The following is a 21,051-nucleotide window of genomic DNA, read 5'->3' as shown; positions in this document are numbered from 1 at the left end:
GTCTGCACGACCGGGTGACGTGCCAGGTCAGCGACCCCGTCGAGGGCAGAGGGGCCGTCGACGCCATCGCCACACTCCGTGCCCGAGGCGTGCCCGAGGCGCCGAGGAAACCGGACGACCCCGAGAACGCCGAACGCCCCGCACGAGGCGGGGCGTCCGGGAGGAGGTCAGCTCACCAACCGCGGTCGGCGTAGCGCTGCTCGGCCGGCAGGTCCGGGATGTTGATCCCGACCATCGCCTCGCCCAGCCCGCGCGAGACCTTCGCGATCACGTCCGGGTCGTCGAAGAACGTGGTGGCCTTGACGATCGCCGCCGCGCGCTGCGCCGGGTCACCGGACTTGAAGATGCCCGAACCCACGAACACGCCCTCGGCGCCGAGCTGCATCATCATCGCCGCATCCGCCGGGGTCGCGATCCCGCCCGCGGTGAACAGCGTGACCGGCAGCTTGCCCGCCTTCGCGATCTCGGCCACCAGCTGCACCGGCGCCCGCAGCTCCTTGGCCGCGATGAACAGCTCCGCCTCGTCCAGGGTCGCGAGCCGGCGGATGTCCGCCCGGATCTGGCGCATGTGCCGGGTCGCCTCGACCACGTTGCCGGTGCCGGCCTCACCCTTGGAGCGGATCATCGCCGCGCCCTCGGAGATCCGCCGCAGCGCCTCACCCAGGTTCGTCGCACCGCACACGAAGGGCACGGTGAACGCCCACTTGTCGATGTGGTGCGCCTCGTCGGCCGGGGTCAGCACCTCGGACTCGTCGACGTAGTCCACGCCGAGGGACTGCAGCACCTGCGCCTCGACGAAGTGCCCGATGCGCGCCTTGGCCATCACCGGGATCGACACCGACTCGATGATCCCCTGGATCATGTCCGGGTCGCTCATGCGCGCCACGCCGCCCTGCGCGCGGATGTCCGCCGGCACGCGCTCGAGCGCCATGACCGCGACGGCGCCGGCGTCCTCGGCGATCTTCGCCTGCTCCGGCGTGACGACGTCCATGATCACGCCGCCCTTGAGCATCTCGGCCATGCCGCGCTTGACGCGGGCCGTGCCGAGCTCGGTGCTGGCGGCGCCGGCGGCGGTGTCGGACTGGGCCTGCTCGGACGACACTTTCGGTGCTCCTTCTCGGTACGGTTCCCGGGACCCCGGGCATGCTGCCGCCGCTGGTCGGCGGCCCGTTCGTCGATGGTACGCGTCGCTCGGGGCCGGTCACGCCCTTAGGTGTCGCACCCCTCAGCCGACCGGATCGGTCGGGCGCAGTGCCGGCCGCACCACCGGCCGCATCGCCCCGGCGGGCCCGGCGACCGACTCGGCGATCTCGAAGTACCCGGGCAGCGGCGCCGTGCCGTGCAGCCGCAGCCACCGGACGAGCCGGCGGGACCGCAGGTCCAGGGTGTCCCGCACGGCGTCGTTGTGCACCCGCCGGGCCAGGACGACGAGCCGCTCGGCGTCGGCGAGCTCGGACCGCAGCTCCGGGTCGAGCCGCGACCGGTCCACGGTGCCGAGCGCCCGGGACAGGGCGTTCTCGACGATCTCGCGCGCCTCGATGCCGTCCTCGCTGCGCCGCGGCAGCCCCCGGACGGCGCCCGCACCGGCAGCCCGGGCGGCCTCGTCGAGCGCCGCCGGGACGCTCCCGGGACCCGCCCGGGGGGCGTCGAGCGTCTCCGCGACCCGGATCGCGACGTCCGCCCGCCGGGCCAGCGACCGTTCGAGCCCGACACGTGCGGCGTCGGTGCGCCGGTGCAGCCGGTCGAGTCGGCGGCTGCGCGCCACGCAGAGCACCGTGACCGCCGCGACGACGGCCACCACGACCAGCAGCAGGAGCACGAGCGGCCAGCTCACGCCGCACCCCCGGGGAAGGCGTCCCGACCCGCGACGACCTGGCGCGGGTCCGCCGCGACGGCCGCCTGGTAGACCTGCAGGACCTGCGCCGCCACGACCGGCCAGTCGAAGTCCGCCGCGCGCATCCGTCCGGCCGCCGACAGCAGCGCCCGGCGCTGCGGGTCGGCCAGCAGCCCGCGCAGGGCCGTGGCGAGAGCCGTGGCGTCGCCGGTGGGCACCAGGACCCCGGCCGGGTCGGGCTCGCCCAGCACGCGCCGGAAGGACTCGAGGTCGCTGGCGACGACGGGCGCACCCGCGGCCATGGCCTCGGTGAGCACCATGCCGAAGCTCTCGCCGCCCAGGTTGGGGGCGCAGAAGACATCGACAGAGCGGAGCGCGGCGGCCTTGGTGTCCTCGTCGACGGTCCCGAGGACGTGGAGCCGGTCGGCGACCGGCCCGGCCTCGCGCCGCAGGTCGGCGGGGTCCCCCCGCCCGACGACGAGCAGCCGCGCATCCAGCGACCGCAGCGCCTCGAGCAGCACCGGCATTCCCTTGCGCGGCTCCGTGAACCGCCCCACGAACCCGATCGTCGGGGTCCGACGGCCCGGTCCCGGGAGGTCCCGGCCGGGCAGCGGGGGCCCGGAGGCGAACCGGGCGACGTCGACGCCGTTGGGGATCTCGATCGCGTCGCCGCCCAGGTGCTCCACCTGGACCCGCCGGGCCAGCGAGGACACGGCGATCCGCGCGGTGACCTTCTCCATGAGCGGCCGCAGCACGCCACCGAAGGCCTGCAGGGTGCGGGAGCGCTCGGTGGAGGTGTGGAACGTGGCGACGATCGGGCCCTCGGCGGCGAGCAGGGCCAGCACGGAGATCGAGAACGTGGTGGGTTCGTGCAGGTGGAGCACGTCGAACGCGTTCTTCTCCAGCCAGCGGCGGGCCCGGGCGTAGGTGACCGGGCCGAAGGTCACCCGCGCGACCGAGCCGTTGTAGGGGACGCCCAGCGCCTTGCCGGCGGAGGTGACGAAGTCCGGCACCGGCGTGTCCTCGTCGGCCGGCGCGAGGACCGAGACCGCGTGCCCCAGCGCGCGCAACGCCCGCGCCAGCTCGACGACGTGCGTCTGCACCCCGCCCGGTACGTCGAGCGAGTAGGGGCACACGATGCCGATCCTCACCGGCGGCTCCCCGGGGTCAGCTCCTGGAGCATGTGCCAGTCCTCGAGGTGCGCCGCGATGTGCTCCTCGAAGATGCGGGCCAGCTCCAGGGTGGCCTTCGGCACTGCGGCCCGGTCCGGGACCGGGATCGCCGGTGAGACCGTGGCGCCCCACCCGCCGGGCCGGAAGTAGGTCACCGCCGCGTGCAGCTGGGCCCCGGTGAGGGCGCAGAGCGAGGCCGGGCCCGACGGGAGGCGGATCGTGTCGCCGAAGAACGGCACGTCGATCCCGGTGCCGGCGAGGTCCCGGTCCGCGATCAGGCAGACCAGCCCGCCGGCCCGCAGCCGGCGGGTCAGCGCGAGGTGGGCGCGCCGGCCCTCGTCCTGCGCGACGATCTCGAACCCGAGCGACTCCCGGTACCCCACGAACCGCCGGAAGACGGCCTCCGGCTGCAGCCGCTCGACGACGGTGGTCATCTCGGCGCGGAGCCCGTGCCTGCGCAGCTCCTCCAGCACGTACACGCCGGCGACGTCCCAGTTCCCGGCGTGCGGCAGGGCCAGGACGACCCCGCGGCCCTCCTGCAACGCGGTGAGCGCCGCCTCGAGGCCGGTGGTCGCGTGCCGGGCGTGGATGGTGCCCGGATCGAGCGCGGGCAGCCGGAAGGCCTCCTGCCAGTACCGGGCGTAGCTGCGCAGGGCCGCCCGGACGAGCCCGTCCAGCTCGGGCTCCGACGCCTCCGGCCGCACCCGGCGCAGGTTGCGCCGCAGCCGTTCGACGCCCGCTCCCCCGCGCCGCCGGGCCAGGTCGGCCCCCATGCGGAACCCGGCCTCGGCGACGGAGGCCGGCACGTGCGGCAGCAGCCGCCAGGCCGCGGTGTACCCGAGGTCCGCGAGGGTCACGAGGGAGGCTCCTGCGCCCGGGACTCCAGGGCCTGCGCGCTGCGGTACACCAGCACGATCCGCTGGCCGACCGTCCACACGGAGGCGGCGGCGAGCCCCCACAGCAGCACGTGCAGCGCGTAGGGCACGCCGACGCCCTGCAGGAAGATCCCGACCAGGACGACGATCAGCCGCTCGGCCCGCTCGACCAGACCGCCGTCGGCGCTCAGCCCGGCGCCCTCGGCCCGCGCCTTGACGTACGAGATCAGCTGCGCGGAGACCAGGCAGATCATCGCCGCGATCCCGAGCACCCGCTCGTCGCCCACGCCCAGGCACCACCAGGTCACACCGGCGAACAGCGCGCCGTCGGCGATCCGGTCGCAGGTGGAGTCGAGCACGGCGCCGAAGGGTGTGCCCCTCCCCCGGGCCCGGGCCATGGCCCCGTCGACCAGGTCGAGCAGCACGAACAGGGTGATCACGAAGGGCGCGACGACCAGCTCGCCGCGGGGCAGGAACCACAGGGCGGCCGCGGAGGCGCCGACCGTGCCGACGACCGTGACGACGTCCGGCGTGATCCCCCGCCCGACCAGCGCGCGGCCGATCGGGTCGGTGACCCGGTTGACGTGGACTCGGGCGACGACGTTCAGCATCGGGTGGGGCCGACTCCTGCCGGTCTCGTGCGGCGCCCTGCCGCGGTCGGTGGTGCGGACGACCAGCCTAGTCCCGAGGCTGGTCACTCCCCGTGTCGGGCTCGCGGGCGCCGTCGGTGCCCACCGTGCCGACCGTGTCGACCGCGCCGTCGGCGGGCTCCCAGTCCGGCTCCCAGGCCCCGGCCAGCAACTCGCGGGTCTCGGACAGCAGCTGCGGGATCACCTTCGTCTGCCCGACGACGGCGATGAAGTTCGCATCGCCGCCCCACCGGGGCACGACGTGCTGGTGGAGGTGCTCGGCCAGCGAGCCGCCGGCGACCGTGCCCAGGTTGAGCCCGGTGTTGAAGGCGTGCGGCGCGGCCACCTTCTTCATGGCCCGGATCGCGCGCTGGGTGAACAGCGTGAGCTCGGCGGACTCGGCGGCCGTGAGGTCCTCGAGGTCGGCGACGTGCCGGTACGGCAGCACCATCAGGTGCCCCGGGTTGTACGGGTGCAGGTTGAGCAGCGCGAACACGCTGTGGCCCCGCGCGACCACGAGGCCCTCCGCATCGGGCAGCGACGGGATGCGGCAGAACGGGCACCCGCCCTCGCCGGCCTCCTTGATGTAGGCCAGCCGGTGCGGGGTCCACAGCCTGCGGAACCCGTCCGGGGTGCCGACGCCCTCGATGCCCTCGATCTCGGGGGCTCCCCCTTCGGGCTCGGACACGCCGTCGATCCTAGTCACGCGCCGGCCCCCGCCCCGCGGCGACACCGGCCGACGACACGGTCACAGGGTGAAGGTCTCCGCGGTCGGGCTGACGTTCGAACGGCTCGCGATCCAGCTCGTGATCGCCTCGACCGCCTGCGCCACCGGCACGCCGTTGGTCTGCGAGCCGTCGCGGAAGCGGAAGCTCACCGCACCGGCCTCGACGTCCCGCGCGCCCGCGAGCAGCAGGAACGGCACCTTCTGCAGCGTGTGGGTGCGGATCTTCTTCTGCATCCGGTCGTCGCCGGCGTCGAGCTCGACGCGCACGCCCTTCGCCCGCAGCTGCCCGACGACCTCCTCGACGGCCGGGACCTGCTCGTCCGTGACCGGGATGGCGACGACCTGGGTCGGCGCGAGCCATGCCGGGAAGGCGCCGGCGTAGTGCTCCAGCAGCACGCCGAAGAACCGCTCGATCGAGCCGAACAGGGCGCGGTGGATCATGACCGGGCGCTTGCGCGAGCCGTCCGGCGCCGTGTACTCGAGGTCGAAGCGGTCCGGCAGCATCAGGTCCACCTGGATGGTGGACATCTGCCAGCTGCGGCCGATCGCGTCCTTGGTCTGGACGCTGATCTTCGGGGCGTAGAACGCGGCGCCGCCCGGGTCGTCGACCAGGGTGAGGCCGGTGTCCTCGGCGACCTTGCGGAGCACGTCGGTGGCGCGCTCCCAGTCCTCGTCCGACCCGATGGACTTGTCCGGGTTGCGGGTGGAGAGCTCGAGGTGGAAGTCGTCGAGCCCGTAGTCGCGCAGCAGGCCCAGCACGAAGTCGAGCAGGGAGGCGATCTCGCCCTCCATCTGCTCCTCGGTGCAGTAGATGTGCGCGTCGTCCTGCGTGAAGCCGCGGGCGCGGGTCAGCCCGTGCACCACCCCGGACTTCTCGTACCGGTACACGGTCCCGAACTCGAACAGCCGCAGCGGCAGCTCGCGGTAGCTGCGCCCGCGGGCGTCGAAGATCAGGTTGTGCATGGGGCAGTTCATCGGCTTCAGGTAGTAGTCCTGGCCGGGCTTGCGGACCGTCCCGTCGGCGTTGAGCTCCTCGTCGAGGATCATGCCGGGGTACATGCCCTCCTCGTACCACTCGAGGTGGCCCGAGGTGCGGAACAGCTGCCCCTTGGTGATGTGCGGGGTGTTGACGAACTCGTACCCCGCCTCCTCGTGCCGGCGCCGTGAGTAGTCCTCCAGCTCCTTGCGGATCACGCCGCCCTTGGGGTGGAAGACCGCGAGGCCGGAACCGATCTGGTCCGGGAAGGAGAACAGGTCCAGCTCGGCGCCGAGGCGGCGGTGGTCGCGGCGCTCGGCCTCGGCGACGCGCTCCAGGTGGGCGTCGAGCGCCTCCTGCGACTCCCAGGCGGTGCCGTAGATGCGCTGGAGCTGCGGGTTCTTCTCGCTGCCCCGCCAGTAGGCCGCGGCGGAGCGGGTGAGGGTGAACGCCGGGATGTACTTCGTGGTCGGCAGGTGCGGGCCGCGGCAGAGATCCGACCAGACGGTCTCGCCGGTGTGGGCGTGGACGTTGTCGTAGATGGTCAGCTCGCCGGAGGCGTCGACCTCCATGACCTCGTCGTCCGCCTCGGTGCCGGTGCCCTTGAGGTCGATCAGCTCGAGCTTGTACGGCTCGTCGGCGAGCTCCTTGCGGGCCTGGTCGAGCGAGTCGAAGCGGCGGCGGGAGAAGCGCTGGCCGGACTTGATGATCTTCTTCATCGCCGACTCGAGCTTCTTCAGGTCCTCCGGCGTGAAGGGCTTCTCCACGTCGAAGTCGTAGTAGAAGCCGTCCGTGATCGGCGGGCCGATGCCGAGCTTGGCCTCCGGGTACAGCTGCTGGACGGCCTGGGCGAGGACGTGCGCCGCGGAGTGCCGGATCACGCTGCGGCCCTCGTCGGAGTCCGCGGTGACCGGGACGACCTCGGCGTCGGCCTCGGGGGCCCAGGCCAGGTCGCGCAGCGTCCCCTCGGTGTCCTTCACGACGACGACCGCCTGCGGCCCGCTGGTCGGCAGGCCCCCCTCGCGGACGCGGGCCCCGGCCGTCGTCCCGGCCGGCACCAGGATCGGCGCGGACGCGGGCGGGGCGGGTACAGCGGACACGAGGTGCCTCCAGGAGAGCCGTGCGGATTGTCCCCCCGATGCTAGAGGTCGGGCCCGACAGGTTTCCCGCTGGCACCCGCCGGAGGCCGCACCGCGTCCGAGCCACCGGAGCGCTGCTCAGGAGCGGTGCGGCAGCCCGACGTGCGCGTGCGGCTCCTCGGGCTCGGCCACGACCCGGCGCAGCGGGGGCGGGCTGCCCGGGGTCACGGGGCTGAACCAGTCCACCTCGCTCAGGCCCGGTCGGTCGGCGAGGCCGGCGAGGTCGACACCGGGGGCGGCGGACGGCGTCCCGGACCGCTCCGCGACCGGGCCGGCGGACCGGTCGGTCGAGGCGGGACGGTCGTTCCCGCCGGGGCTCGTCGCGAGGACGCCCGGCTCCGGTGCGGGAGTGCTGCGGTCCGGGCCGGGCCCGGCTCCGTTCGCGGCGGCATCCGACGCGGCGGCGTCCGGGTTCAGGGCGCGGGTGCCGGGCGCCGGAGCGGCATCGGTGCCGCGAACCGCGGCGGAGGTGCCGCCGTGCGGGCCGCTGCTGCCGTTCGAGGCGGCGGCGGCCCGGCCGCGGACCTCCGGGCCGGCCGGGACGAGCCGCGCCAGGTCGACGGCGGTGACGGGAGCGGGGACGCGGCCGTCGGGCGCGCCCGGCCCCCTCCCGGTGGACGGGACCCGGGCGGGGGCCGGCCGCGCACCGACCGGTCCCGACCCGACCGGCCCCGCACCGACGGGGTCCGAGCCGACGGGGCCCGAGCCGTTCGAGCCGTAGCCGACGGGGCCCGAGCCGTTCGGGCCGTAGCCGACGGGACCCGAGCCGTTCGGGCCGTGGACGGTGAGCAGCGCGCCGTGCGGGCCCGGGGCGACGGACACCGGGGCGGCGGGCGCGCCGGCCGAACGGGCGGCCCATGCCGGTACCGGCGGGACCACGGGCCGGCCCGCGGGCGGGCTCGCCGTCGTCCCGGCCGGGGCGGGCCGCGCGGGGGCCGGACCGGCCGCGGCTCCCGGAGCGGCCGTGGCGGTTCCAGGAGCGGCAGGACCGGGAGCAACGGCGGCCGGGAACGGGCCGACCGGGACGGCGTCCGCGGAGACGGCCGCGGGAGACCCCGCCGCCTCGTCCGGCGCAGGGGGGACCTCGGAGACCGCCGCGGCCGGCGCTGCCCGCAGGCGACGCGGCACGAAGGCCGCCGGGTCGATCCGGTCCAGCACCCGCCGGACCTTGCGCAGGTTCCGCTCCGGCGTCACGACCAGCACCGCGAGCACGAGGCCCGGACCCGCCGGGTCCGGCAGCAACCGGATGAGGTGCATCACCGCGGTCCCCTGCTTCACGACGACCTCGGCCGGGGCGCCGCGCACGACCTGGGCCAGCGCCTGCGCGGCGCGGATCACCTCGGCCTGCGCGGCGGCCACGGCCTCGGTGTCGAGCCGCGCGCGGTCCGCCGTCTCGGCGTCGAGCGTGAGACCGCTCTCGACGTCGACGAGGGCGCACGCCAGCACGGAGGGCTGGCGCAGCACCTCCTTCGCCGCGACGCGCAGGACTCCGGGACTGCCGGGGATGCTCACCACACCTGAATTTGTATCGGGACGGTCGCGGACCGCGATCAGCGGTGGGCGTTCGCCTGGAAGTACTGGTTGTCGCCCTGCGGCGAGCGGGCGCCGGCGTTCGGGTGCGACATGTAGAACTCCTGCTCGATGACGCGCAGGTCACGCCGGGCCATGGCGAGGTTCGCCTGCGCCCGGTTGAGGACCAGGTACAGGAAGAGCTTCTCGTCCGGCAGGCCGCGGATCAGGCGGATGAGATGGTACTGGTTGTCCAGCGTGATCAGGATGTCCTCGATCTGCTCGCGCAGGCCGAGCTTCTGGGTGACCTCGATCTTGCTCTTGACGACGTCGCTGTTGCCGGGCGCGGCGACCTCGAGGTCGAACTCGGCGCTGCCGCCGCGCGAGCCGAGCATCATGCCGCTCTCGTAGTCGACCAGGGCGACGGCGAACGCGCCCTTGATGTTGGCGGCCATGTCCAGGGAATGCTCGATGGAGCTCATCGTGTACCTCCGACCGCCGGTCTCGGGGACGGTTTCCGGCGGCCTTCGAAAGGCGGGGACGGGGGGAAGCCGAAGCATATCGCGGAATCGTTGCGCGGGGCATCGGGGGCGCATTTTCCGGAGCGCGACGAAACGGCACCCCGGGCGGCCCGCACGGTTCGAGCGCCCGGCGGCCGGGAATCAGCGCAATCGCCTCCGCAGCCCGTCGGCCAAGCGGCGCAGTGCGGGCAGGTCCGTGGCCCAGCGGCGCTCGTGCTCGGCGTCCTCGGGCTCGTGCGGAGGCGGGATCGCGGTGTTCCCGCGGCGGCGGGGCAGGGGGCCGGACGGCGGCGCCGCGCTGTCGTCGGCCGGGCGCGGCCCGGTGCCGCGCGGCGCCCCGTCCTCGGTCCGCTCCGGCGCGCCGTGCCGGTGTTCCGCCGTCGTGCGCGCCGCGGCCACCGGGTTCTCGCGAGCGACCGCCGCGGGGTCTTCGGGACCGGGCGTCACGCCCCTTCCGAGGGGAGGCTCGGCGGGCGAGCCGTTCCGGAGGGCCTCGGTGATCTCGGTGGCGTCGCCGGCCTCGTCGGCCTCGCCGGCATCGGTGGTGCCGGCGGCCGCCGTGACGTCGGAGCCCTCGGTCGACTCGGTGAGGTCCGTCGCTCCGGGCTCTCGTGTGGCCCGGTCGTCGGACGCGGGCCTCGGTCGCGGGACCCGGCGGCGGGGCGCGGGACCCGCCGGGGCCGCCGAGAGGCGCTGGGTCGGCGGTCGCGGGTCGCGGTCGGCCCGGCCGGTCCGCGCCCCCGCCCGATCGACGTCCGGAGCGTGTTCGTCGTGCGGGGTGGGACCGCGCGGCGGATCGGGCGGCAGCGGCGGCCGGGCCCGGTGCGCGGCGGCGAAGAACTCCGCGGCGAGGAACGGTGACCTACTCCTGACCAGCGGTTCTTCCCGCTCGTCGGTCGCTTCGCGGGGCTCGGGAGCCGAGATGGGGGCCGGCGGGAACGCCTCGTCCCGGGTGCGCGCGTGGCCGGGGTCGCCCGTCGGCGCGGCGACGGCAGGGTGGTCCGTCCGCGTCGGCTCGTCGCCGCCCCGGGCCCGCGGTGCGGTCAGGACGGCGGCCGACGGGAGCGCGGCCGGGGACGCCGGCGCTGCGGCCGGCGCACCGGATGCGGCCGGCGGGGTCCGGGGCGCGGGGCGCGGAACGGCCGCGGCCGGGTGCGGGCCGGCCGGGGGCACCGAGGGCAGGAACGACGCGGAGGGCCGGGAGGACGGGAAGGACGCGGCGGGTCGTGCCGCGGCGAGGAACCCACCCGTGGAGGCCGGGCCCGACGCCGTTCCCGGCAACGCCGACGGCACCGCGGTGCGGCCCGCGGACGACGGGGAGGACCCGGTGGACCCGGTGGACCCGGTGGACCCGGTGGACCTGGTGGACCCGGTGGACCCGGCGCGGCCCTGCGCCCGGCCGGTCACGCGCCGGGCACGGCTGCCGGTGGCGCTCTCCACCTCGCGGAGCGCGGAGGCCAGGTTGGCGCGCGCCCGGACGAGGCGGAGGTACAGCACCCCCGCCGAGTCGTCCGCGAGCGGGCACGGTGCCAGCACCTGGACGACACGGCTGCCGGTCACCACCACGGTCCGCACCGCGCCGCCCCGGGGGCCTCCGACGCCCGTCGCGCTGTCGAAAGCGTCGACGATCTCCTCGGCGGAAAGGCCGGAATCGGCGTTGCCCGAGAATGCGAGAATCATCCGGGTATCGCGCTCCAGAACGGAGACGTACGACACCCCGGGCAGTTTCCCCAGGGTGTCGATGACGTTGTCCGGAACGGGCACGCGATACCCTCTCACACGGTGAGGGAACCATTGCTCGGCCACCTTCTCGGCCCATTCCGGCACAGCCGACGGAACAGAGTCCCTGCGCCGAACGGCGCACAGCGGACGGAGCCGTCCGCCGGTCGCCTGGCGTCCCGACCGTCCGGAGTGGTCGGATGGGGTCGTGAGCGCAGCAGCCTTCCGGGCCGCCGTCGAACGCGGCGACGCCGACGCGGCCACCGACCTGTTCACCGCCGACGCGGTGTTCCACTCCCCGATCGTCCACCGGCCCTACGAGGGCCGGGAGGCGCTGCGGGCGATCCTGCGGGCCGTCGTGCAGGTGTTCGAGGACTTCCGCTACACCGACGAGTTCGCCGGCGAGGGCGGGCACGTGCTGGTCTTCCGGACCCGGGTGGGCGACCGGGACCTCGAGGGCGTCGACATCCTGCGCGAGGGACCCGACGGTCTCGCCGAGCTGACCGTCATGGTCCGGCCCTACTCCGCCGCCACCCTGCTGCGCGAGCGGATGGCGGCGCTCCTCACCCCCTGACCGCCACCCGAAACGATCCGCTCTACCTCGCCGTCGCCGTCGCCCTCGTGTGGACCGCGGTGAGGAAGCGGTGCACGGCCCGCACCGTGTAGGCGGTGCGGGCGGTGGGCAGCCCGTCGAACCCGTGCTGGGCGTGCGGCAGCTCGGCGTAGCAGACGGGCTCGCGCGACACCGCCCGCAGCCGCGCGACCAGCCGCCGCGACTGCCCGACGCCGGCCACGGTGTCCGTGTCGCCGTGCACGACGAGGAAGGGCGGCGCGTCGGCCCCCGCCCGGTGCACCGGCGAGGCGGCGCGGAGGTCGCCTCGTCGGCGGCGTAGCTCGTCCCGATGACCTTGCCCTCGAGCAGGTTCCACAGGCCCTGGTCGTCGAGGGTGAAGTCGTGCACCCCGTAGAACGGCACGGCCGCCTGGACGGACGTGTCGGCCTCCTCGAACCCCGGCTGGAAGGCCGGGTCGTTCGGCGTCAGGGCGGTGAGCGCGGCCAGGTGCCCGCCCGCGGAGCCGCCGGTCACCGCGACGAACCCCGGATCACCTCCGAACCCGGCGATGTGCTCGCGGATCCAGCCCAGCGCCCGCTTGACGTCGACGACCATCGCCGGCCACCGGGCGGCGGGGGCGAGCCGGTAGTCGACCGTGACGCACACCCAGCCGCGGGCCGCGAGGTGCGCCATCAGCGGCACCGCCTCCTTGGTGCGCGAGCCCAGCGTCCAGGCCCCGCCGTGCACCTGCAGCAGCACGGGGGCGGGGCCGCCGTCGCGGAGCAGGTGCAGGTCGCGGCGCGCCCAGACGTCGAGCCGGTGCTCGGGCTCCGGGCCGTAGGCGACGTCCTGCGCCACGACGTACCGGGGCGCGCCCTGCCGCCACTCGCGCACGCGTCGCGCGGGTCCGGGGATCGGGCGGTCCAGGCCGCGCACCCCGAGCGGGGCGAGCGCCTGCTGCAGGACGACGGCGGAGCGGCGCGCGTCGGTCCGCAGCCCCGCCGACGCGACGGCCGCGGCCGCGTTCGTGCCGACGGTCGCCAGCGCCGACGCCACGGACCGGGCGTCGCGCGGGCGGCGCACCAGTTCCGCCACCCCGCCGGCCGCCAGCGCCGCGTGCGCCAGCGCGTCCGCGACCGGCATCTCCGACGCCGGGGTGCAGACCGCCATCTGGGCCACCGACGTCGGCCAGCGCCGCAGCACCGGCCGGCGCGCACCCGCCGCCGCCAGAACGCCCAGGATCCCCGCCACCGTGCCGGTACGCCCCATCCGAGCTCCCTCACTCGTGATCGCCGTCGATCCCCCCGATCCTCGCGCGTGGCGGCCCGGGGTTCTCCCCCGCCTCCTCGCTCACATCCGTCCGGCCCAGTCCGACGGCGAGATCGTCACGCACCGTTGCGACGGCGCCCCGCGACACGCGCCCGTGATGCCGTCGTTCGGGTGAGTTCGATCTCCGCCCGCACCGTGCCCCCGGGGTGCTCCGTTGACCACCCAGACGGTCGCGCGGGGCCCGAACGGTCTCGGCGTGTGCTCCGCACGGCCGAGACCGGCCCGGCCGCCGTCCCGTGCGGCATCGGGCCGGAACGGACGGCGGACGACGGGGGAGGACGAGCGACAGTGCCCGGAGGAGGTCACGGACCGGCGCCGCGCGCGAGCCGACAGGGCCCGCCGCAGCACCCGCGTCCCCGCACCGCCCCGCCGGCCCGCCCCCTGCCCCCGCCCGCGCGTCCGGACCTCCCGGGCCGCCCGGGCCCCGTCCCGGCTCCCCCGGGGTCGGGCCGCCCGCTGCCGCCCCCGCCGCGGCGCCCGGGCGGGGACCCGCCGTCGAACCCGCCCCCGCGGTCGATCCCCTCCCGCGGAGACGGGCGGCCCGCCCGTTCGCGCAGCACCGGCACCGCCGCGCGCAGCGGGACCGGCACGACGGGCACGACCCGGACCACCGGGCAGACCCGCCGCGCCGCGGTCCCCCGCGCCCACAGCCGCCGCTCGCGCACCGGCGTCGGCTGGTGGCAGACCCCGGACCCGAAGAAGGCGACCGGCACCGCCACCGGACTGACCCCCGCGCCCGAGGCCACCGGCCCGCAGGGCCCGCTCGACCTGCTGCGCCGCCGTCTGGGCGGGTCGGCGCACCGCCGCCCGCTCACCCCGGCGGAGCGCACCGCCCGTCGGCGACGGCGCGTCAAGTGGGGCCTCCTCGGCGGGGCCGCCGCCCTCGTCCTGCTGCCGCTGCTGTTCCTCGGGATCGGCTGGCTCGCGTTCTCCGTCCCGACCGCCGACGACGCCGTCAACAACCAGGTCGCGACCATCTCCTACGCCGACGGCGCCGACCTCACCCGGCTCGTCCCCGAGCAGGGCAACCGGACCAAGGTCACGGTCGACCAGATCCCGGTGCACGTCCGCGAGGCCGTGCTGTCCGCGGAGGACCGCAGCTTCTACTCCAACCCGGGCTTCGACTTCACCGGCATCCTGCGCGCGGTGTGGAACCAGATGCGGGGCGGCGTCGGCGGCGGGTCGACGATCACCCAGCAGTACGTGAAGAACGCCCTGGTCGGCGACCAGGTCTCCTTGTGGCGCAAGTACAAGGAGCTGATCGTGTCGCTGAAGGTCAACCAGGAGAAGTCGAAGGACGAGATCCTCACCGACTACCTGAACACGATCTACTTCGGCCGCGGTGCCTACGGCGTCCAGTCGGCGAGCCAGGCCTACTTCGGCAAGGACGTCGGGCAGCTGACCGTGTCGGAGGGCGCGCTGCTGGCCGGGGTGATCCAGTCGCCGTCGCGCTGGGACCCCGCGATCGACCCGGGCAAGGCCGTGCAGCGCTGGGACTTCGTGATGGACGGCATGGTGGGCCAGGGCTGGCTCTCCCCCGCTGACCGCGCCGCCGCCACCTTCCCCGCCACCCAGCAGCGCAAGGCCGCCCCGGGCAGCGGTTCCTTCTCGGACAGCCGGGGACACGTCGTCAATGCGGTGAAGGCGGAGCTGGACTCGCTGGGCATCACCGACCAGGAGATGGCCCAGGACGGCCTGCGCATCACCACCACGATCGATCCGGAGCAGCAGCGGCGGGCGGTCGACGCCGCGCAGAAGACCCTCGACGGGCAGCCGGGCAACCTGCGCTCGGCCGTCGTCGCGATCGACCCCAAGACCGGCGGGGTCAGCGCGTACTACGGCGGCGACAACGGCGTGGGTCTCGACTATGCGCGGGTGAGCAAGCAGCCCGGCTCCACGTTCAAGCCGTTCGTGGTGCTCGCCGCCCTGAACCACGACCCGCCGATCGGCCTCGGCACCGTGTTCGACGGCAGCGAGGAGACCGGCCTGCGCAACGCCGAGGGCGCCGACTGCCCCCGCTGCGACATCAAACAGGCGATGACGCTCTCCAACAACGTCATCTTCACGAAGCTGGCGGCCGAGGTCGGCCCCGAGAACGTCGCCGCGGCCGCCCGCGCGGCGGGGATCACCTCTCCGCTGGACAGCCCCGACGCCCGGCTGGCGCTCGGGAACAAGGAGGTCACGCCGCTGGAGCTGGCCTCGGCCTACGCCACGATCGCCGACGGCGGCGTCTGGCACGCCCCGCACTTCATCTCGAAGGTGGTGACCGCGGACGACCGGGTGCTCTACGAGGCGCCGGGCTCCCAGGGCGAGCGGCGGTTCAGCGAGCAGGTCGCGCGCAACACCGTCGAGGCCATGCTCGGCGTGGCCCCGACCGACGGGCTCGGCATCGGCCGGCCGGTCGCGGGCAAGACCGGCACGGTGCAGTCCCGGTTCGAGGGCCAGAACAACGACGCCTGGTTCTCCGGCTTCACCCCGGACCTGGCCACGGCGGTGTGGATCGGCACCGACATGAACTCGCCGATCCGCACGGCGTCGGGCACCCCGGTCGAGGGCAAGACCCTGCCCGGCGAGATGTGGCAGACCTTCATGAAGCAGGCCGTCCAGAACGAGCCGCAGCAGGACGGGTTCGGCACCTACAAGCCGATCGGCGAGCCCGCCTCGGACCTGCCGCCCAACGCGACGCCCTCCCCGACGCCCACGCCCAGCGCGCCGCCGAGCGCGCCGTCGGAGGTCCCGCCACCCCCGCCCGCGGCGTCGGCGGTCCCGACGACGGAGCCGCACCCGGGGAGCAGCTCCCTGCCGGACCGGGACGAGCCGCTGTCCGGCGAGGAGACCCCGACGACGGCCCCCGGCTCCCCGCCGACGGCCCAGCGGCAGGACTGCACGCTCACGCCCTGCGGCTGAGTGCCTCCGCGTGTCGGCGCGACTACCGTGGGAGGGGTGAGCAGCCCGCGGCGGTTCGCGGTCGACGCCTGGCCGTCGGACCGCACCCTGGTGCTCTACGTGCCGGAGATCGAGGCCGCCACCGCGGTCCGCGACCTGCGCGACGCCGAGGCGGCCGCCCGCGACCTGATCGCCGTGCTCACGGGGCTCGACCCGGCCGGCATCGAGTGCGAGGTCCGGCTGTCGCGGCGCGCCCGGGTCACCCCCTGGCGCTGAGCGCGCGCCGATCCCCGCGCCGAACACCGCGCCGGGCCGCGTCGAGCGACGCGGTCACGGGCCGAGGGTCTCCAGCACCGCGCTGGGCACCACCACGTGCGCCCGGTCCCGGGTCGCGACCACCCGTTCGGCGTTGGGCCCGTCCACCCGTCGTACCCACTCCTCCGCCACCTCGGGCGCCTTGCCGAACCGGACGTGCCGGTCCACGAGCCGGCGCAGCCGCAGGTCCTCGCGCAGGTCGCAGAACCACACCTCGCTGAGCTCGGCGGCGACCGCGGGCCACGGCGCGTCCGGCAGCAGCAGGTAGTTGCCCTCGGTCACCACCAGCCGGGCCTCCGGCGGCACCGCGATCGCCCCGGCCAGCGGCTGCTCCAGGTCCCGCTCGAACATCGGCGCGTACACCGGGCCGGGCTCCCCCGCACGCAGCCGGCGCAACAGCGCGAGGTAGCCGGCGGCGTCGAACGTGTCCGGGGCGCCCTTGCGGTCCCGCCGCCCGAGCCGGTCGAGCGCGACGTCCGCCAGGTGGAAACCGTCCATCGGCACGTGCACCGCGCCCGGGACGGCGGCGGCCAGGTGCGCCGCGAGCGTGGTCTTGCCCGAGCCGGGCGCACCGGCGATGCCCAGCAGGGCCCGTCCGTCCGCGGCGAGGGCCGTCGCGCGGGCGACCGGGTCGATCATGCCGGGAGCCTACGCGGACGCCGCGGACCGTCCGGGCCCGTCAGACCCGGTACCGCAGGGCCAGCACGACGATGTCGTCGCCGGTGTCGGCGGTCGTCCCGGACACCAGGTGGTCGCAGAGGGCCTCCAGATCCAGGTGCGCCCCGGCCTCGGCGAGGGCGAGCAGCTCGCGGGCGCCGCGGTCGTCGACGTCGTCGCGCCGCTCGGCGAGCCCGTCGGTGTAGAGCACGAGCGTGGCGCCCGGGACCAGCTCGATCTCCTGGTCGTGCCGCAAGCGGTCCGGATCCACCCCGAGCACGACGTCGACGGCCCCGGTGGCGTAGCGGGCGGTCCCGTCCGCCCCGAGGACCAGCGGGAGCGGATGCCCCGCGTTGGACCAGCGGAAGAACCGCTGCGCGCCGCGGAGCAGGACGCGGCCGTGCAGGAGCGTGGTGAAGCGGGTGACGTCGAGCCGGGAGGCGACCCGGTCGAGCCGGCGCAGCACGTCGGACGGGGCGCCGTCGCTGTCGAAGGCCAGCGCGCGCAGCATGCTGCGCAGCTGTCCCATGGTCGCGGCGGCGGCCAGGTCGTGGCCGGCGACGTCGCCGACCGCGAGGGCGAGGTCCCCGAAGGGCAACCGGAACACGTCGTACCAGTCGCCGCCGACCTCCAGCTCCGCCGCCGCCGGGCGGTAGCGGGCGGCGACCTCGATCCCGCGGATGCCGATCTCGGGCATGGCCGGCGGTTCGGTGAGCATCGACTCCTGCAGCGCGAGCGACACCTCGCGGGTCTGCTGGAACCGCCGCCCGTGCTCGACGGCGGCCGACGCCCGCGCGGCCAGCTCGGTGACCAGCGCCAGGTCGTCGGGGGTGTAGGGCACCCGTTCGCCGCAGCTCGCGAACAACAGGCCCGCGACGACCCGGCCCCCGGAGATCACCGGGGCGACCAGCCGGGAGTTCATCCGCACCTCGCGCGCCCAGGCGAACATCTCCGGCGTGCCGGCCCAGTGCTCGACGCCGAGCGGGTCGAGCTCGAGCTCCGGCCGGCCGGTCCGCACGCTGCGGGCCAGCGGGTGGTCGGCGCCGAACACGAAGCGTGCCGCGCCGTCGGGACCGATGTCGCCGGGCACCGGGGGCAGGCCCGGCGCGGCCCGGGTGACCGAGCGACGACCGTGCACCGGGTGTCCGGTGCCGAGCGGCCGGGCCTCGTCGACCAGGTAGACCCGGCAGAGATCGGCGAACTCCGGCACGACCGCGTCGGCCAGGGCGAGCAGCTCGGTCTCCGGGTCGAGCGCCCTGTTGACCGCGAGGGTCGCCCCGGCCAGGACGTCGAGCCGGTGCCGGGACCGGAACTCGTCGTCGATGTCGGTCTCGGTGCCGACCCACTCGACGAGCCGGTCGTCCTCGCGGACCGCGACGGCCCGCGACCGGAACCACCGGTATCCGGCCCCGGCCGTGCGCAGCCGGTGGACGTGCTCGAAGCTCGCGTCCCCGCCCGCCCGCGCCCGGGCGACCGCCGCCTCCCACGCCGCGCGCTTGCGCAGCCGGTCCTCGGGGTGGATGGCGTCGAGGAACCCCCAGCCGGCGTACTCCTGCGGGGCCTGCCCGGTGACGACGCGGTAGCTCGGCGAGTCCTCGCGCGCGCTGCCGTCGGGCTCGCGGATCCACACCGCCGCGGAGGTGGCGTCGACGAGGCTGCGGTAGCGGCGCAGCAGCGACTCGCGGGCCCCGGCCAGCTCGGCGAGCTCGCGCCGGGTGTGCTCGGTCTCGGTGATGTCCACGACGACCAGCCCGGCACCGAGCACGCTGCCGTCGCGGTCGTGCACCGGGTAGGAGTTGAGCACCCACGTCTGCTCCGGTCCGCGCCCGTGCCAGAGCCGCCCGGTGAGCGGTGCCTCGGTGAGCGGCCGGTCCTCCTCGAGCACCCGGCGCAGCAGCCCGGCGATCCGGGCTCCCGTCTCGCCGTGGACCTCCTCGAGGGTGCGGCCGACGCGGTCGTCGGCCGTGCCGCCGTCGAGCGAGGTGACCGCGGCGTTCACCCGCCGGTACCGCAGGTCCTGGTCGAAGTAGGCGAGCCCGACCGGGGCGTTCTGCCAGAGCGCGTCGAGCAGCGAGAAGGCCTCGACGCCGGCCCGCGCGTCCGTGGCGTCCTGCAGCACCCCGACCACGGCGACCTCACCCGAGCCGGGCGCGGCGTGGACGTAGAGGAGGCGGCCCGTGGGCACGACGGCGGGCAACGGGTCGCTGACCCGCCCGGAGCGGGCGCGGGCGAGCATGTCCCGGGCCGCGGCCAGGTCGACCGGCGGCCGGACGCGCTCGACGCCGCTGCGGCCGATCACCGCGTCCGCCGACCAGCCCGTCAGCCGCGCGGCCTCCGCGCTCCACAGGAGCACACCGCCGGTGGCGTCGAGCGCGAACAGGCCCACCGGCAGGTCGGCGACGACCTCCGCCGCGAGCTGTGCCTGCGGGCCGTGCATCCGCGCATTATGGGGGTTGACGCCGATCGGGCGAAACGGGCCACACTCGGGCGGTGGAGCCGGGCGAGTACGTGACCGTGACGCCACATCCCGCCCTGCGCCACCAGCACGGGGTGCAGGTGGACCTCACGCCGCTCGGGGTGTTCGTGCTGCTCCGCCGGCCCACGGCCGAGCTCACCGGCGCCGTCCCCGCCCTCGACGAGCTCGGCGACCCCGGTCTCGCGGCGCTGCCCGGCCGGCTCGCCGACGCCCCGGACTGGCCGCGGCGGTTCGCCCGTGTCGAGGCGTTCCTCGCCGGCCGGCTGCTCGCCGACCGGGTCAGGACGCCCGACCCCGAGGTCGCGTGGGCCTGGCAGACCCTCGTGCGCCGGGCCGGGGCGGTCGGGATCGCCGAGCTGGCCGTCGAGACGGGCTGGAGCCGCCGGCACCTGCTCGACCGGTTCCGCGCGCAGGTCGGGCCGGCCCCGAAGGCCGCGGCCCGGGTGCTGCGCTTCGAACGCGCGGCCGGGCTGGTCGTCGGTGGCCGCATCCACATGACACTGCGCTACGACGACCCGCGCGCCGCGCTCGACTTCCTCAGCGGCACCCTCGGGCTCACCCCCGGCCCCGTGATGACCGACCCGGAGGGCGACGTCTGGTGCTTCGGGACCTACCGCCCGGTGGTGCCGTGACCGCCGGCCCGACCGCGCTCGACCGGCTGCGTGCGCTGTGCCTGACGCTGCCCGAGGTCACCGAGAGGGTCAGCCACGGCGAGCCCACCTGGTGCGTGCGCAAGACCTTCGTGACGTTCGCCGACCACCACCACGACGACCGGCTCGCCTTCTGGTGCGCCGCGCCGCCCGGGGTGCAGGAGGAGCTCGTCGCGGCGGACCCGGAGCGCTTCTTCCGGCCGCCCTACGTCGGTACCCGTGGCTGGGTGGGCGTGCGGCTCGACGTCGAGGTCGACTGGGAGGAGATCGCCGAGCTCGTCGCGGACGCCTACCGCACCGTGGCCCCGCGGAGGCTGATCTCGCTCCTAGACTCCCGGGCGTGAACCGGGTCGAGATCGACGGCGCCGCCTACGAGTACGAGGACGTCCCCGGGACCGGCGCACCGCTGCTGTTCCTGCACGAGGGGTTGGGATCGGTCGGGCTCTGGCGCGGCTTCCACCGGCGGATCGCCGAGGCCACGGGCCGGCGGGCGGTCGCCTACTCCCGGCTCGGCCACGGCTTCTCGGACCTGCCGTCCGCCAAGCACACGATCCGCTTCGCGCACGAGGAGGCCACGACCGTCGTGCCGGCCCTGGTCGAGGCCCTCGACCTCGGCGAACCGGTCCTCGTCGGGCACAGCGACGGCGGCTCGATCGCGCTGCTCGCCGCCGCGGCCCTGCCCGTGTCGGGCCTGGTGGTGCTGGCCCCGCACGTGCTCGTCGAGGAGATCGGGCTGCGGGCGATCGAGGAGGCCAAGCGCGCCTTCGACTCCGGCGACCTGGCCCGGCGGATGGCCCGGCACCACCGCGACGCCGAGGTATGCTTCCGCAACTGGAACGACGTCTGGCTCGACCCGGCCTTCCGGGACTGGGACCTGCGGCCCGAGCTCGCCGGGATCACCTGCCCCGTCCTGGGGATCCAGGGCGACGCCGACCCCTACGGCACCGCCGTGCACGTCGAGGCCGTCCGCGACGCCGCGCAGGCGGACATCGACCTGCTGCTCCTCCACAGCGGCCACGCCCCGCACCTCGAACGCCCCGGCCTCGTCGACGCCACCGTCGCGGGCTGGCTGGCCGGCCTGTGA

The 21,051-nt window shown here is 75.5% G+C and carries 19 protein-coding genes and 1 pseudogene; 6 read left to right on the top strand and 14 right to left on the bottom strand.

The annotated features are described in order from the left end of the window. Positions 1-172: 172 nt before the first annotated feature. From pdxS to LWC33_RS25380, 10 genes are all read right to left on the bottom strand, one after another. Entirely contained in the window at positions 173-1,102 is a 930-nt protein-coding gene (pdxS, locus tag LWC33_RS25425) for a pyridoxal 5'-phosphate synthase lyase subunit PdxS (protein WP_308191005.1), read from the bottom strand. A gap of 123 nt (positions 1,103-1,225) precedes the next feature. Further along, positions 1,226-1,834 (bottom strand): LemA family protein, encoded by a 609-nt coding sequence (locus tag LWC33_RS25420; RefSeq protein ID WP_233307185.1) that lies wholly within the window; start codon positions 1,832-1,834, stop codon positions 1,226-1,228. After that, entirely contained in the window at positions 1,831-2,985 is a 1,155-nt protein-coding gene (locus LWC33_RS25415) for a glycosyltransferase family 4 protein (RefSeq protein ID WP_233307184.1), read from the bottom strand. Before LWC33_RS25415 ends, LWC33_RS25420 begins: the two co-directional genes overlap by 4 nt. Next, positions 2,982-3,863 carry a phosphatidylinositol mannoside acyltransferase gene (locus LWC33_RS25410; RefSeq protein WP_233307182.1) on the bottom strand — a complete coding sequence of 294 codons (882 nt, stop codon included), beginning with the start codon at positions 3,861-3,863 and terminating at the stop codon, positions 2,982-2,984. The genes LWC33_RS25415 and LWC33_RS25410 overlap by 4 nt, the downstream gene beginning before the upstream one ends. Next, positions 3,860-4,492 carry a phosphatidylinositol phosphate synthase gene (pgsA, locus tag LWC33_RS25405; protein ID WP_233307181.1) on the bottom strand — a complete coding sequence of 211 codons (633 nt, stop codon included), beginning with the start codon at positions 4,490-4,492 and terminating at the stop codon, positions 3,860-3,862. The genes LWC33_RS25410 and pgsA overlap by 4 nt, the downstream gene beginning before the upstream one ends. A 67-nt stretch (positions 4,493-4,559) precedes the next feature. Then, positions 4,560-5,198, bottom strand: a complete 639-nt coding sequence (locus tag LWC33_RS25400) for an HIT family protein (RefSeq protein WP_233307178.1) — start codon at positions 5,196-5,198, stop codon at positions 4,560-4,562. 60 nt (positions 5,199-5,258) lie between these two features. Further along, on the bottom strand, positions 5,259-7,313 hold the full coding sequence (gene thrS, locus LWC33_RS25395) for a threonine--tRNA ligase (RefSeq protein ID WP_233307176.1): 2,055 nt from the start codon (positions 7,311-7,313) through the stop codon (positions 5,259-5,261). A gap of 117 nt (positions 7,314-7,430) precedes the next feature. Continuing rightward, positions 7,431-8,867, bottom strand: coding sequence for a hypothetical protein (locus LWC33_RS25390; protein ID WP_233307174.1), 1,437 nt, complete (start codon positions 8,865-8,867; stop codon positions 7,431-7,433). Between the two features lie 35 nt (positions 8,868-8,902). Continuing rightward, on the bottom strand, positions 8,903-9,343 hold the full coding sequence (locus LWC33_RS25385) for a hypothetical protein (protein ID WP_232873194.1): 441 nt from the start codon (positions 9,341-9,343) through the stop codon (positions 8,903-8,905). 180 nt (positions 9,344-9,523) lie between these two features. Then, complete coding sequence (locus LWC33_RS25380; RefSeq protein ID WP_233307173.1) at positions 9,524-11,146, bottom strand: hypothetical protein; 1,623 nt, start codon at positions 11,144-11,146, stop codon at positions 9,524-9,526. 163 nt (positions 11,147-11,309) lie between these two features. Here LWC33_RS25380 and LWC33_RS25375 point away from each other — a divergent pair, with 163 nt between their 5' ends. Next, positions 11,310-11,675: a nuclear transport factor 2 family protein gene (locus LWC33_RS25375; RefSeq protein WP_233307171.1), complete on the top strand. Its 366-nt coding sequence runs from the start codon at positions 11,310-11,312 to the stop codon at positions 11,673-11,675. A gap of 22 nt (positions 11,676-11,697) precedes the next feature. Here the strand turns inward: LWC33_RS25375 and LWC33_RS25370 are convergent, their stop codons facing one another. After that, positions 11,698-12,030 (bottom strand): alpha/beta hydrolase family protein, encoded by a 333-nt coding sequence (locus tag LWC33_RS25370; RefSeq protein WP_308191004.1) that lies wholly within the window; start codon positions 12,028-12,030, stop codon positions 11,698-11,700. 20 nt (positions 12,031-12,050) lie between these two features. Continuing rightward, positions 12,051-12,797 (bottom strand): annotated as a pseudogene (locus LWC33_RS36625) (alpha/beta hydrolase fold domain-containing protein); the annotation flags it as partial. A 474-nt stretch (positions 12,798-13,271) separates the two neighbouring features. On the opposite strand from LWC33_RS36625, the gene LWC33_RS25365 reads away from it, so the two are divergent. Next, complete coding sequence (locus LWC33_RS25365; RefSeq protein ID WP_233307169.1) at positions 13,272-15,890, top strand: transglycosylase domain-containing protein; 2,619 nt, start codon at positions 13,272-13,274, stop codon at positions 15,888-15,890. Positions 15,891-15,926: 36 nt separating this feature from the next. Further along, complete coding sequence (locus LWC33_RS25360) at positions 15,927-16,145, top strand: hypothetical protein (protein WP_233307168.1); 219 nt, start codon at positions 15,927-15,929, stop codon at positions 16,143-16,145. 54 nt (positions 16,146-16,199) lie between these two features. Here the strand turns inward: LWC33_RS25360 and LWC33_RS25355 are convergent, their stop codons facing one another. Together LWC33_RS25355 and LWC33_RS35670 are read right to left on the bottom strand one after the other, a co-directional pair. Next, positions 16,200-16,823 carry a nucleoside/nucleotide kinase family protein gene (locus LWC33_RS25355; RefSeq protein WP_233307167.1) on the bottom strand — a complete coding sequence of 208 codons (624 nt, stop codon included), beginning with the start codon at positions 16,821-16,823 and terminating at the stop codon, positions 16,200-16,202. Between the two features lie 40 nt (positions 16,824-16,863). Next, entirely contained in the window at positions 16,864-19,278 is a 2,415-nt protein-coding gene (locus LWC33_RS35670) for a SpoIIE family protein phosphatase (RefSeq protein WP_305080892.1), read from the bottom strand. A 53-nt stretch (positions 19,279-19,331) separates the two neighbouring features. Between LWC33_RS35670 and LWC33_RS25335 the strand changes: the two genes are divergently transcribed. From LWC33_RS25335 to LWC33_RS25325, 3 genes are read left to right on the top strand one after another with little or no spacing between them, the layout of a single operon-like run. Beyond that, complete coding sequence (locus LWC33_RS25335) at positions 19,332-19,949, top strand: helix-turn-helix domain-containing protein (protein WP_233307166.1); 618 nt, start codon at positions 19,332-19,334, stop codon at positions 19,947-19,949. Beyond that, a complete protein-coding gene (locus tag LWC33_RS25330; RefSeq protein WP_233307165.1) occupies positions 19,946-20,311 on the top strand; it encodes an MmcQ/YjbR family DNA-binding protein in 366 nt (121 codons plus the stop codon). Before LWC33_RS25335 ends, LWC33_RS25330 begins: the two co-directional genes overlap by 4 nt. Further along, positions 20,308-21,051: an alpha/beta fold hydrolase gene (locus tag LWC33_RS25325; RefSeq protein WP_233307163.1), complete on the top strand. Its 744-nt coding sequence runs from the start codon at positions 20,308-20,310 to the stop codon at positions 21,049-21,051. The genes LWC33_RS25330 and LWC33_RS25325 overlap by 4 nt, the downstream gene beginning before the upstream one ends.

The sequence above is a fragment of the Pseudonocardia terrae genome, from assembly GCF_021343995.1.
Taxonomy (GTDB): Bacteria; Actinomycetota; Actinomycetes; order Mycobacteriales; family Pseudonocardiaceae; genus Pseudonocardia; species Pseudonocardia terrae.
The sequence above is the reverse complement of the archived record's forward strand: the minus strand, read 5'-3'. Positions and strand labels throughout refer to the sequence as shown.